Origin of the sequence: Saccharothrix tamanrassetensis (genome assembly GCF_014203665.1) — a bacterium.
Classification (GTDB): domain Bacteria; phylum Actinomycetota; class Actinomycetes; order Mycobacteriales; family Pseudonocardiaceae; genus Actinosynnema; species Actinosynnema tamanrassetense.
The window spans coordinates 815,196-828,456 of the sequence record NZ_JACHJN010000001.1 but is presented as its reverse complement, the minus strand read 5'-3'; the positions used below and the strand labels follow the sequence as shown (position 1 = coordinate 828,456).

Annotated in this window: 10 protein-coding genes; 5 read left to right on the top strand and 5 right to left on the bottom strand. The window is 72.5% G+C overall.

What is annotated here, in order from left to right:
* Positions 1-570: 570 nt before the first annotated feature.
* Positions 571-3,960 (top strand): tetratricopeptide repeat protein, encoded by a 3,390-nt coding sequence (locus FHS29_RS38035; RefSeq protein ID WP_184687991.1) that lies wholly within the window; start codon positions 571-573, stop codon positions 3,958-3,960.
* Here the strand turns inward: FHS29_RS38035 and FHS29_RS03165 are convergent.
* Genes FHS29_RS03165 through FHS29_RS03155 form a run of 3 tightly spaced genes read right to left on the bottom strand, consistent with a single transcriptional unit; the run spans position 3,936 to position 6,506 of the window.
* The gene (locus FHS29_RS03165; RefSeq protein WP_184687990.1) at positions 3,936-4,112 is read right to left on the bottom strand and encodes a DUF4865 family protein; all 177 of its coding nucleotides are present in this window, start codon (positions 4,110-4,112) and stop codon (positions 3,936-3,938) included. The two genes, FHS29_RS38035 and FHS29_RS03165, sit on opposite strands and share 25 nt — an antisense overlap.
* Before the next feature lie 14 nt (positions 4,113-4,126).
* Positions 4,127-5,068, bottom strand: coding sequence for a P1 family peptidase (locus tag FHS29_RS03160; protein ID WP_184687988.1), 942 nt, complete (start codon positions 5,066-5,068; stop codon positions 4,127-4,129).
* Between the two features lie 10 nt (positions 5,069-5,078).
* Positions 5,079-6,506 carry a pyridoxal phosphate-dependent decarboxylase family protein gene (locus FHS29_RS03155; protein WP_184687987.1) on the bottom strand — a complete coding sequence of 476 codons (1,428 nt, stop codon included), beginning with the start codon at positions 6,504-6,506 and terminating at the stop codon, positions 5,079-5,081.
* A gap of 19 nt (positions 6,507-6,525) precedes the next feature.
* Here FHS29_RS03155 and FHS29_RS03150 point away from each other — a divergent pair, with 19 nt between their 5' ends.
* Entirely contained in the window at positions 6,526-7,845 is a 1,320-nt protein-coding gene (locus FHS29_RS03150; RefSeq protein WP_184687986.1) for a carboxylesterase family protein, read from the top strand.
* Here the strand turns inward: FHS29_RS03150 and FHS29_RS03145 are convergent.
* Entirely contained in the window at positions 7,805-8,542 is a 738-nt protein-coding gene (locus tag FHS29_RS03145) for a DUF1684 domain-containing protein (protein WP_184687984.1), read from the bottom strand. The two genes, FHS29_RS03150 and FHS29_RS03145, sit on opposite strands and share 41 nt — an antisense overlap.
* 263 nt (positions 8,543-8,805) lie before the next feature.
* Positions 8,806-10,491: a DEAD/DEAH box helicase gene (locus tag FHS29_RS03140; RefSeq protein ID WP_184687983.1), complete on the bottom strand. Its 1,686-nt coding sequence runs from the start codon at positions 10,489-10,491 to the stop codon at positions 8,806-8,808.
* Between the two features lie 959 nt (positions 10,492-11,450).
* Between FHS29_RS03140 and FHS29_RS03135 the strand changes: the two genes are divergently transcribed.
* The 3 genes from FHS29_RS03135 to FHS29_RS03125 all read left to right on the top strand — a co-directional run bounded on the left by FHS29_RS03135 (position 11,451) and on the right by FHS29_RS03125 (position 13,255).
* Positions 11,451-12,137 (top strand): AfsR/SARP family transcriptional regulator, encoded by a 687-nt coding sequence (locus tag FHS29_RS03135; RefSeq protein WP_312864750.1) that lies wholly within the window; start codon positions 11,451-11,453, stop codon positions 12,135-12,137.
* Between the two features lie 12 nt (positions 12,138-12,149).
* Positions 12,150-12,914 (top strand): AfsR/SARP family transcriptional regulator, encoded by a 765-nt coding sequence (locus FHS29_RS03130; protein ID WP_184687979.1) that lies wholly within the window; start codon positions 12,150-12,152, stop codon positions 12,912-12,914.
* 77 nt (positions 12,915-12,991) lie between these two features.
* Complete coding sequence (locus FHS29_RS03125) at positions 12,992-13,255, top strand: acyl carrier protein (protein WP_184687977.1); 264 nt, start codon at positions 12,992-12,994, stop codon at positions 13,253-13,255.
* Positions 13,256-13,261: the final 6 nt, after the last annotated feature.

Below are 13,261 nucleotides of genomic sequence, written 5' to 3'. Positions count from 1 at the left end.
TTGGATGAAGCCGGGGACATTACGAAAATGGACCACATCATCCCGGCCCTGAAAGCTGCCGGGGGACCGGTCTCAGCGCGACTCGCCGCCTGCAACGCAACCCCCCCAGCGTGCCAAGACGCGCGCTCTTCACGACCGTCAACGCGAGTCAATCGGCTGGGCGGGTCACTCGGCGGGCGGCGTGGCGCGTCCCAGCGGTCCCCTGGCAACTCTCGGGACCGGAGTGATGTGGTCCATTTTCGCAGTGTTCCCGGCTTGAGCCCAGACCTGCGTGCTTCAAGCGCGCTTTGAGTCCGTGCTCACCCTTCTGCCGTCAAGCTGCGTAAACCAGTCCTTCAAAAGATGAAGTTTTTCGATCCTGTGCTGCGGTGCCCTTCTTGGGCTTGAGGCGTGTCGCTGGTGGGCTCGGGGGAGGCAGGTCCGGGCTTCGACGGGCCGTGGTGCGGGCCGGGTGTCGTGTAACAACCTCGCTCACCTGCGGGATGTCGTGTCGGAGGGCCGGGTGGGTGGCGTAGTTTCTGCGCGCCACCATCATCCCGGTGGACTCGTCGCTGCAAGGGTTGTGAGCCAGTGGACCTCGGTGCCCCGCACGGAATCCGGTTCCGCTTCGAGGCGGGGCTGCTGCGTGCCGTCCTGCTCGACGTGCACCGCAAAGCACCGCTCGTGGTCAGCGAGCACCTCACCGCCGAGGCCGGGGCGCGGGACCTCGTCGTGGACGAGTCGCGGGACGGGCGGGTGCGGGCGGTGTTGCGGCAGCGGTTCGACCTGCCCGCGCCTGCCGAGTGGCGGTTGAAGGTGGACGCCCCGGCCACCGAGACGGGTGGGGGTGTGGCGTTCGCGTTGCCCGATGCGGTGTCGTTGCACGTCTCAGGGTCCGCGCCGTGCGCGGCCGTGCACGACGGGGTGTCCGTCGCGCTGCCGGCGGGGGAGTCGGAGCTGCGTGTCACGGTGACCAGCGCGCCGGTGTTCGACGTGGCCGACACGGTCGTGGTGTGCCGCCCGGACCAGGTCCGGGAGGCCGCGGTGGTGGTGTCGTGCCTGCCCGCCGATCGGTTCACGCCCGTCGTGGCCCTCCAGTCGCCGCCGATGTCCGAAGCCGACTACCTGGCACGGCACGCCGAGTACACCGCCGGCCGGGCACTGGGCGACCCCGACGAGACGTCCCGGCTGCGGGCCGGCCTGACGCCGTACCGGTCGTGGTTGCGGCATCACGAGCTGTTGGGCGAGCTGTTGCTCAAGGTCGGTGTGCGCCGGGCGGTGTTCCTGTGCGACCCGGAGCCCGAGGAGCTCAACGCGATCGATCCCGCGGACGGTGGCGGACGGCTGTTCGACGGGCTGGACGCGGTGCACCTGTCGCAGAGCCCGAACCTCACCTCGGCGGCGTGGCAGGCGCTGCGCGACGGGGAGCCGGAGACGCTGGACGTCCCGCCGGAGTGCGACTTCACCGCCGCGCTGTTCACCTCGCTGCGCCTGGGCAGGCCGCTGCGCGTGGTGGACGGTGCGTCACCGCCGCCGTTCGACGCGCACAACCCCGAGGGTGACGAAGCGGTGCTGGTGGAGGACACCGGCACCGCCGACACGCTGGTCGCGGCGGCCTACGCGCACCATCGCGGCGCCCGCCTGGTGATCACGCCGCCACCGGACCTGACCGACGTGCAGCGGATCGTGGCGGAGGAGCAGGAACGGGTCACCGCCGCCGCGCGGGCCATCGGCGACGCGGTGAAGGGCATCGGGTTCGTGGAGGCCTTGTGGCGGTATCTGTCCACAGGGGACCACGACCCGTACGCGGCGGTCGAGGCGGTGGTGACCGCGCAGGTGCCGGCCGAGGCCGTGGCACAGGTGGGGGAGCGGCGGCTGACCGCGTTCACCACCGGCCTTCCCTACCCGTTCGTGCACTCGGGTGACGCGAACTGGACGCGCAAACCGATCGGCCACGTCGTCGCCGACCCCACCCTGGTCGTGCTCACCGAGCTGTACGGCACCGGCGTGGAACGGCAGCCGGGCGCGTTCAGCCTGGTGTTCGACAACGGCTCCTACCGGGCGGCGGACGTCCCCGAGTCGACCGACCGGGTCGGCCACTTCACCCACGCCATCGTGCTCTCCGGCGCGGACGCCTCGCTGGAGGCGCTGTGCGACCTGGCCGAGGACCTGCCGGTGGAACTCGTCTTCTTCAACACCCACGGCCCGGACGACGGCATCGTGCTGGGCGGTCGCGAACTGCCGGACTGGTCGGTGCCGCACTGGTTGAGCCTGCCGCACCGGCCCATCGTGTTCAACAACTCGTGCCGGTCGTGGACCGGGCTGGGCCGCGAGTTCGTGCGGGTCGGCGCGCGTGGCTACATCGGCACCCTGTGGTCGATCCCGTCGAACCTGGCGGCCGGGTTCGCGCGGACCGTCGTGCGGAGGCTCACCACCGGGGAAGCGCCCGCCGCGCACGCCGTCGTCAACACCGGCACCCCCGGCGGCGTCGAACGGTCCTACCTGTACGTCGGCACGGTGAACGGACGGCTGGACGAGTGGCGCGACCGGTCCACCACCGACGGCGAGGCGGCGTTGGCCGAGTGCGAGCTGCTGGCCGCGGCGGCACGCGACTGCGAGGAACCGCTGATCCGGGTGCTGCACCGCGAGATCACCGCGCTGCGCACGGCGGCGGAACGGGCCGGCGCCACGGACACACCGTCCTACGTGGACGTGCTGCTCGACGAACTCGCCCTGACCCGGGACGACGCCGAGGCCGCCGCGCTGGTGGCGAAGGCGGAGACGGCGCTGGCCGAGCTGGCCCTGCCCGACGGCGAGGCGGGCAGGCGGTGGGCGTTGCGCTACGAGCTGACCGGCTACCGGCACGAGGAGCGCGGGGAATACACCGCCGCGCTCGCGGACTTCGAACGGTGTGTGGGCCGGGGCGACGCATGCCGGGACCGGGCGGGCGTGTTGCTGCGCATGGCACGGCTGCTGGTCGACCGGGACAGACCCGAACAGGCGCGGCAGGCCGCGCTGGAGGCGCACGACGCGTCCCTGGCGAACGGCAGCCGGGCGCGGCTGATGGAGGCGATCGGCGTGCTGGGTGAGCTGAGCGGTGACGACCACGCGACGGCGCTGCGGTACGCCGTCGAAGGGCACGACCTCGCGGTGGAACTGGACGACCGGCCCCGGCAGGCCCGGTTCAAGCTCGAAGAGTGCGTGCGGCACCGCGAGGCGGGCGACCTGGCCGCCGCCGTCGAAGCCGGACTGCACGCCGTGGAGCTGTTCCGCGCCGAGCACGACGACCGCGCCGAGCTGGCCGCCGTGCGGGAACTCGGCGCGTGCCACCGGGACCTGGGCGACCTGGAGACCGCACAGCACTACGCGACCGTCGCGGTGGCGCTGGCCGAACGGCTGGGCGTGCCCGCCGACCTGGCGTCCTGCCACGACGACCTGGGCCGCGTGCTGACCGCGCGCGGCGACCACCCGAAGGCGCTGGAGCACTACCGGCACGCCGTCGAGCTGCTGGTCGCCAAGGGGGAGTGGGAACAGGGCGCGGCGCTGTTGCCCGACCTCGCCGTCGGCGCGGTGCGGGCCGGCGACCCCGAAGCGCTGTGGACGACCGCCCTGTCCGGCGGCCTGATCTGCGAGATCGCGTCACGCAGCACGTGGGCGTCCGTGCTGCCGCTGGTGGTGGACTGCATGAAGCGCGCCATCGAGACCGGCCCGCTGGAGCTGACCCAACGCGGCATGACCGACTTCGCGCACGCCGTGACCACCGGCAACCGGGACGACATGCCGTTCCAGGTCGGGGTGCTGGCCGACGTCGTGGTGGTGCTGCTGGCGTGGCTGATGGACCGCGTCGACCACGGCATCACCGGGTTCGCCAAGGAACTGGACCGCACCACCGGGGGCGTGCTCGACCTGGCCGAGTACATCTCGGTGCCGTTCAGCGACCGGGCCCGCAACCCCGGTCAGGGCCGGTCGCGGCGCGCCTGACTCCCGGTCGCCGCACGCGAGGTCGTGGGCAGGCTGCCGACGGTGAAGCCCAGGCCGGTCCGGTGCACTGCCCCCTTCGTCGCGACACGAGCGTGGATGATCCCCACGTCGTAGCCGGCGGGCAGCGTGATCTCGTGCCGCAAGGCGTGCATCACACCCCGGTGCGTCAGGTTGCCCTCCGATAGCCGGCGGCGGTGCGCGGGTACTGCTCCCGGTACGCCGTGAGCGTGCCCCACGACGTGGTCACCGACTCGGCCGCCAGCAGACCGTGCACCAGCGCCCGCGCGAAGACATGCGTCGCCGCTTGCGACACGGCGTCCACCGGCGCGTCGTGCGTCCCGGTGGAGGCGGCGAACACCGTGTCGCCGTCCGACAGGCCGTGCGCCGGCTCCACGGCCAGCGCCAACCCGTCCTGCGCGGCGTTGGCCAGCGCGAACAGCCGGGGCAGCCGCGCGTTGGTGGCGACCACCCCGATCACCGTGTTGAACGGGTGCCGGAACCGCGGCAACGGCCTGGTCAGGTCGTCACCGCCGGGCTCGGGGAACTCGCCGGGCAACCCCAGCCGCACCGCGTGCGGCATCCCGGTCGTCGGGTCCACCGACAGCCCGGAGGCGTTGAGCACCGCGATCGCCCCGACCACCACACCGCCGCCCAGCGCGACGCTCGCCGTGCCGATCCCGCCCTTGAGCGCGGCGTCGAGCGCGCCCGTGCCCGCGCCGACGTTGCCCTGCGCCACCTCCACCCCGGCCGCCCGCACCGCCTCCGCACCCAGCTCCGGCGTCGGACAGGCGTGGAACTCGCCCCCGCGACCCAGGTCGAACAGCGCCGCGGCGGGCACCGGGGAGCCCAGTGCACGGGCCGCGCCGTCGGCCGTGGCCAGCCCGTACGCGCTGCCACCGGTCAGCACCACCCCCGGCACCACGCGCCCGCCGTAACGGGGGTCGAGCGCGGCGGTGTCGCGAGTGGCCGGACCACCGCCCCGCACATCCACAGTGGACAGCGTGTCCGGCGGGAACAGCACGGCCGTGGTGCCGGTGAGCGCGCCCCCGCCGATCCGGGTCGCGTGCCCCACCAGCACTCCGGGTACATCGGTGATCGCGTTGCGCACAGCCCGGATGCTACCGACCGGCCAGCCGGCCGCCGATCTCCTTCACCACCGCCGCCAGCAGGTCGATGTCCTCGGTGGTCGTCCGCCAGTTCACGATCGCCGGGCGCAGCGCGACCACACCCCGGTAGACGGTCGTGCCCGCGTAGACCCGGCCGTCCTCGACCAGCTCCTCGCCCAACCGGCGGTTGAGGTCGTCCAGGCGGTCCTCCGGCACGCCCGGCGGCCGGTAGCGGAAGCAGACGATGAACAGGTTCACCGGGGCCAGCAGCTCCAGCTCGTCGGACCGCTCGACGATCTCTCCCAAGTGGACGGCCAGATCCCGGTGCCGCTCCACCATCGCCCGGTGCCCGTCGCGGCCGTACGCGCGCAACGTCGCCCAGATCGGCAGCGCCCGCGCCCGCCGCGACGACTCCGGCCCCAGGTTGTTGTAGTTCACGAACTCGTCGTCCGGCGCGGGCAGGTACGCGGCGTTCCACGCGCCGAACGCCCGCCCCAGCGCCGAGGGGTCGCGCACGAACGCGAACCCGCTCTCGTACGGCACGTTGAGCCACTTGTGCCCGTCGGCGGCCAGCGAATCGGCCCGCTCGATCCCCCGCACCAGGTGCGCCGTGCTCGGCGACAGCGCCGCGAACAACCCGAACGCACCGTCCACGTGCAACCAGGCGCCGTGCTGCGCGGCCAGGTCCGCCATCGCGTCGACCGGGTCGAAATCGCCGCCGTTGACCTCGCCCGCGTTCGCGATCAGCACCGCCGGCCCGGACACCGCCAACTCCCGGTCCAACGCCTCCAGGTCCAGCCGCCCCGCGTCGTCCCGGCTCAGCGTCCGCACGCCGTCCCGTCCCAAACCCAGCAACTGCAACGCCTTGCGGCTGCTCGCGTGCACGTACCCGCTGGAGAACACCGGCATCCGGGGCAGCCCCGCCAGACCCTCCGCCGTCACGTCCACCCCGTGCTGCGCCGCCCACCAGTGCCGCGCGCACGCCAACCCGGTCAGGTTCGCGAACGTCGCACTCGGCGTGAGCACCCCGCCGTAGGACGACGGCAGTCCGAACATCTCCTTGAGCCACCGCAACACCACCGTCTCGGCCCGCGTGGCGAACGGCGAGGTCAACCACAGCCCGCCCGCCTGGTCCAGCAGCGAGGTGATCCAGTCACCCGCCTGCGCCGCCGGCGTCGCACCGCCCACCACGAAGTGGAAGAACCTCGGCCCCGAGGAGTGCGTGGCCGCCCGCGTCCCGATCCGCAACAGGTCCGCGACCGCCTTGATCGTCCCGTCGCCGTCCTCCGGCAACGGACCGTCGAGCCCGTCGACCAGCTGCGCGTGCGTCATGTCCCGCACCGGCAGGTGCGGCAACGCGTCCAGGTACGGACCGGCCGCCCGTGCCACCATCCCCAGCGCCTCGGCGGCGTCGTCTCGCGAGATCAACGGATCACCCATCATGGCAGAGTAGACGCCGATGACACGACGTGGACGTTTCCGGGGCGCAGCGGTGGACGACGGGGTCTCGGCGTTCCTGGGCATCCGCTACGCCGAACCGCCGTTCGGCCCCCGGCGGTTCCGGGCCCCGGTGCGGACCGACTTCTCGGGCGACTGCCCGGAGTTCGGCCCCATCCCGCCGCAGTCCGCCGAACTGCCCGGCGCACCCGTGTGGCGGCCCGGCGACGAGGACGTGCTCAGCCTCAACGTGTGGGCACCGTCCACGGCGGACGGCAACCCCGTGCTGTTCTACCTGCACGGCGGCGCGTACACGTTCGGCTCGTCCGCCCAACCCGACTACGACGGCGCCGCCCTGGCCCGCGCCGGCCTCGTCGTGGTCACCTGCAACTACCGGCTCGGCTTCGAGGGCTTCGGACACCTCGAAGGACATCCCGACAACCGGGGCCTGCTGGACCAGCTCGCCGCCCTGCACTGGGTGCGCGACGAGATCCCCGCGTTCGGCGGCGACCCCGACGCCATCACCGTCGCGGGCCAGTCCGCCGGCGCGGGCTCGGCGCTGTTCCTCGCCGACGCCGCACCCGTGCGCCGGGTGATCGCACACAGCGTCCCGAACCGCTGCTACACCAAGGACTTCGCCCGCCGCGTCGCGCAGTGGATCGACACCACCAGTCCAGCGACGACGGTCGCGTCCACCGACGCGCTGATCAAGGCGCAGCGCACCGGGCCGCTGAGCTACGACCCCGTGCTGTTCGGCCCGATCGCCGACCGGCTGCCCGCGCCCGCCGTCGACGCGTTGCTGTGCCACACCACCGCCGAGTACCGGCTGTTCGAACGCGTCGGCACCCTCGCCCTCGTGCGCACCGACCGGGAGTACGCGCGCTTCGGCCGGGAGAACGGCCTGCCGCACCACGTCCTGGACGGCTACCGCGAGCTGTTCCCGACCGTCGCGGACGCCTACGTGGCGCTGTTCGGCGACTACGTGTTCGCCGAACCCACCACCCGGCTGGCGGAGCGGAGCGGCTCACCGCTGGCCCGCTTCACCCGGCCACCCGCCTGGCACGCGGCGGACGTCCCGTTCTCGTTCGGCAACCTGGCCGGCGCGGACTTCCTCATCGGCGGACCGCCCGACGACGCCGACCACGCGCTGTCCCGCCGGATGGTCCGGGCCTGGGCCGACTTCGCCCGCACCGGAGACCCCGGCTGGACCGGCGTGCACCACTGGGGCGACGAGGTCGACGTGTCCGCCACCCGGGCCCTGTGGCAGGACGTCGACCTCGATGATCCGGTCGACCACCCGGTCAGCGGAACCGGCGTTCACCCGCTTCGACCGGCACCGTGAGCACGTTCTCGGCCGGAGGGCGCGGGCACGTGCCGTAGGGCGTGAGCCCGGCCGGCAGGTTCACCGACCGGTTGAAGTCCAGCCGCAGCCGACCGTTCTGCGGCCCGGCTGGGGACAGCGACCGCCACGGCGCTGTGGTGTCGCCGTTGGTGGCGTCGTGGAACAGCACCTGCACCCCGTCGCCCGAAGCGTGCACCAGCAGCTGCTGCGGCTCGCCGGCCACCTCGAAGCGGGCGATGCCGACCGCCTGCAGGTGGTGCTCCAGGCCGTCGCGCGCCGCACCGACGACGATCGGCCGCGGCTCGTCGAACGCCTCGAACTCCGCGTCGACGATCCACTCCGGGCGCACGTCGAACGCCGGCACCCCGGTGAAGCCCACCAGGTCTTCCGCCTTCGGGTCGCGAACCCGCAGCCCGTAGCGGCCGGTGCGCAGGACGACCTCCACCTTGACGCCGTCCGCACCGTCCACCAGCGTCGAAGCGGCCTCCGCGAGCGTGTACTCGGCCGTGCCGTTGCGGGCGGACACGCCGTCGGTGCTCCACTCGCCGGGCACGTCGGGGAAGGAGCGCGGCGTCTCGTCCAGCCAGTGCAGGGCGGTGATGCCGAGCCAGCCGTGCGGGTCGCGCAAGGCGTCCTCCCGCTCGGCGTGCCAGGCAGCCCACTGCGCGGCCAACGCCTCGTTCTCGACCGTGGTCATCGGTGTCCTCCCGTCGAGGTTCGTACACCGCCGAATCAACCACGGGACGCCGGACCCCACCACCGCGTCCACATAGTGGCCATGCCGGCGCGTCCGGCAACGCCGGGGTAGGGCGTCGCCGGGGTGCACCGCGCCGGGGACAGGGCGTCGCCCAGGGTGGGACCGCGCCGGGGACAGGGCGTCGCCCAGGGGGAGCCACGCCGCCCGGCACACCGCCGGCCGACGCCACCGGCCGCCCTGGACGCGTCGCTCCGGGCGCGGGGTCAGCGCGGGTCGTCGCGCTCCCGGCGCACGGTCACCTTGCGGCCCTTGATGGACGCGCCCCGCAACGCCGAGATCACCTGCTGCGCCGACCCCTCCGGCACCTCCACCAGCGAGAACCGGTCCGCGATCTCGATCGCCCCGATCTCCCGGCCGTTCAGCCGGGCCTCGCCCGCGATCGCGCCGACCAGGTCCTGCGGTCGGATGCCCGCACTCCGCCCGGCACCCACGAACAGCCGGGTCATGCCCGCCGTCGGGCGGCGCGGCTTGCGCTCCCGACGAGGTTCACCACTGCCGCCGGCACCGCCGCGTCGGTCGCCGCGCGGCACGACGTCGGGGATCTCCTCCTCGTCGGCCGCCGCGCCGGACGCCTCGTGCGCCAGCTTGACCGCGGCCAGCGCGACCTCCATGACGTCGAACTCGTCGGCCAGCGTCTCCACCACGACCCGGAAGCCCTCCAGGTCGTCCTCCAGCAGGCTCTCGTGCAGCGCCGCCCGGGTCAGCTCCAGCCGCCGCGCCCGCAGGTCGGCGATGGTGGGCACCTTCTCCATCTGGATGCGCTGCTTGGTGACGCGCTCGATGGTCTTGAGCATCCCGTGCTCGCGCGGCTCCGCCAAGGTGATCGCCACGCCCTCCCGGCCCGCCCGACCGACCCGGCCGATGCGGTGCACGTAGGACTCCGGCGCGGAGGGCACGTTGTAGTTCACGACGTGCGTCAACTGCTCCACGTCCAAGCCGCGCGCCGCCACGTCGGTGGCCACCAGCAGGTCGGCGGTGCCGTTGCGCAACCGTGCCATGACCCGGTCGCGCTGCTCCTGGCTGATGCCGCCGTGCAGCGACTCGGCGCGGTAGCCGCGCCCGTTGAGCGTCTCGGTGAGCTGGTCGACCTCGTCACGGGTGCGGCAGAACACGATCGCCGCGGTCGGGGCCTCCACGTCGAGCACCCGGCCGAGTGCGGCGGGCTTGTGCGCGCGGGGCACCACGTAGGCGCTCTGCCGCACGCGCGGGGCCTCGCCGGGCTCGGTCTGCTCGCGGCCGATGGTGATCCGCACCGGGTCGGTGAGGTGCTGGCGGGCCAGTCGGTCGATGCGCGGCGGCATGGTCGCGGAGAACAGCACGGTCTGCCGCTGCGCGGGCGCTTCGGCCAGGATCGCGTCCAGGTCCTCGGCGAAGCCCATGTCCAGCATCTCGTCGGCCTCGTCCAGCACGACGACTTCCAGCTGCTCCAGCTTGAGCGTGCCCCGGTTGAGGTGGTCGACCGCACGGCCCGGCGTGGCGACGACGACGTCCACGCCCTGCTCCAGCACCCGCAGCTGCCGACCGATCGGCTGGCCGCCGTAGATCGGCAGCACCCGTGCGCCGATCTGCCGGCCGTACCGGTGCACGGCCTCCGACACCTGCACGGCCAGTTCCCGGGTGGGCACCAGCACCAGCGCCATCGGTTGCCGTTCGGCCCGCCCGCCGTCGGCGATGCGCTCCAGCACGGGCAGCGCGAACGCCGCGGTCTTGCCGGTGCCGGTGGCGGCCTGCCCGAGCAGGTCGCGGCCGTCGGTCAGCGGCGGGATGGCCTCCCGCTGGATGGGGGTCGGTTCTTCGTAGCCCAGTCCGGAGAGCGCCCGCAGCAGCTCGGGGCGGAGCCCGAGGTCGGCGAAGCTGGTCCTGTCGTCGTCGGGCGCGTCGGCGGTCATGGTGTCAAGTCTCGCTGATCGCCTCGGCACCGCTCGGCGAGGGGGTACGCCCGCGTCTCACCGCCGGGACGACACGACCGGCCGACGCCCCGGATTCCCACCGCCTCGCACTATCCACCATGGCCCGCGGCGAGCCCGTTCCAGGGTGCCGGCGGGCTTTCCCGCTCGACCGGTCCGACTTCCCGGTGCCGCGCCGGCGAATGCCCGGTGAACTCCTGGCGCAGGCCCGTCGGAAATGAAGCCGCAAAACTCGGACAGACAGCGCGACGAGGTGTCGTGAGGTCGGGGTGTCCATTCTTCGGACACGCGGAACGCACACTGCCGGAACCCGCCCGTGTCGACTTCCGGAACGTCCGGTGCACCGGAGGGGAACACTGCGACCCGGCGCTATATCGCACCTATACTTCGCGGCCACGCGCGACCCTCGGCCGGTCGGCCGGTGAGAAGGCGGCTCGTGACACCGAGCGTGACGATCGGACAGCCGAAGGCACGTTCGGCAAGCCGGTTGACGAACTCCGTGAGCGCGCCCGGCAGTGCCGTCCGATCGGCCCGACGTCCGTGATCCGGCTCATCCGGGGTATTGTGGAACCGGTCGGGAACGGAATACCGGCAGGTGTGCGCGGGGCTCGGAGCGGGTAGACCCGGGTCGCTCTCCGTACCGGTGACCGCCGTCTCGCCCAAGTTCCGCGGTGTCGGAACCCGCAGCCGGCGGACCGCGCTGCACCATTCGGCCGCATACCGCGAAGGCGCGTTCCGAGTGGTCCAAATGATATTTCCCCCCATCGTGCCGTCATGGGCAACATGTCAACGCTTTAGCTGGGGGATTCCGGGCCGACCGCCCTCGGCTGAACGTGCTCCGCATCGTCCAGTGGCTGGGGGTCATGACCATGCAGGTGCAGATTCTCGGTGCAGTCGCGCTCGCACATGAGGATCGCCGGCTGGGTGTCGCGGCACGCCAGGTGCGCACCCTCCTCGCGTTGCTGGCGCTTTCACCGGGCGCCCCGGTTCCGTTCGGCCAGTTGGTCGAGGAATTGTGGGCCGGTAAACAGATGGGAAACGCGCGCAACGCCCTGCAGGCCAATGTGGTGCGGTTGCGGAAACTGCTGGAGCAGTTCACCGACCGGCCCGGCGACGAGCTGGTGCGCACGGTGAGCAGCGGCTACCTGCTGGACGTGCCCGCCGACGCGGTCGACGCGCACCTGTTCCGCGAGCTCGCCGACCGGGGCTCGGACCGCCTGCTCACCCGCCCCGCCGAGGCGATCGACCTGCTGGAGCGGGCGCTGCGGCTGTGGCGCGGCCCGGCGCTGTTCGACGTCAGCGACGGCCTGCGGTTCCGCATCGAGGCCGCCCGGCTCGACGAGCGCCGGCTCAGCGCCCGCGAGGACCTCATCGCCGCCAAGCTCGCCAACGGCGAGGACCGCGGCGTGGTCTCCGAGCTCAAGCAGCTGGCCGCCGAGTACCCCGAGCGCGAGCGGTTCAGCGAGCAGCTCATGGTCGCGCTCTACCGCAACGGCCGGCAGACCGAGGCGCTGGACGTCTTCCACCACACCCGCCGGCGCCTGGCCAGCGAGCTGGGGCTGGAGCCGGGTCGCGCGATGCGACAGCTCTACCAGGCGATCCTCGTCCACGACCAGGTCTTGCTGTAGAGGGGAAACGAAGTGCTGGAGTTCCGGATCCTGGGGCCGGTCGAAGTCCACCACGACGGCGCGGAGGTGCCGCTGGACGGCTCGAAGCCGCGCACCGTCCTGACCGCCCTGCTGCTGGCGGACAACGGCGCGGTGTCCGACGCGCAGATGAGCGACTTCCTGTGGGGCCAACACCCGCCCGCCACCTACAACGCGCAGATCTACACCTACGTCTCGCGGCTGCGGAAGACCCTCCGCCGGGAAGTGGGCATCACCCGCCGCTCCCGCGGCTACGAATTGCGCCCGACCGCCTGTTCGTTCGACTTGAGGGAATTCGAGGAACAGGCCGCGCACGGTCAGGCGGCGCTGGCCGCGAGCCGCTACGAGGACGCCGCGCGACTGCTGCGCTCGGCGTTGCGGCTGTGGCGCGGACCGGCGCTCACCGGCGTCTCCGAACACCTCGCCGACGCCGAGGCGCCGCGCCTGGAGGAGGCCCGGATCGCCGCGCTGGAAAGCCGCATCGAAGCCGACCTGGCGCTGGGCAGGCACGCTCGACTGCTGCCCGAGCTGACCAAGCTCGTGCACCAGTACCCGTTGCAGGAACGGTTCCGGGCGCAGCTGATGACCACCTTCTACCGCTGCGACCGGCAGGCCGACGCGCTCGTGCTGTACGAGGAGGGGCGCCGGATGCTGGCCGACGAACTGGGCATCGACCCCGGCTCGCTGCTGCGCGAGGTGCACCTGGCCATCCTCACCGCCGACCCGGTGCTGCAAGGACCGCGGCGGATCGCCGTATAGGTCGCCGCATAGGCCGGATATAGCCGCGGAAAGCACGCTGTGAATGGCAGTGAAATCCCGTGTGCTTGGAGGCCAACGTGACCAGTTCGGTGAGCATCGACGCGGACGGCAAGGCGAAGATCAAGGACATCGTGTCGGAAATCCTCGAGATCGACCCCGCGGAGATGACCGACACGAGCCTGTTCAAGGAGGACCACGACGCCGACTCGCTGGGCGCGATCGAGATCCTCTCCGCGCTGGAGCGCACGTTCGGCGTCGAGATCGACCAGGCCGAGCTGACCCGCATGGTCAACCTCGAGGGCGTCATCGCGGTCGTCACCGAAGCCCAGGCCGCCGCGTAGTCCGGC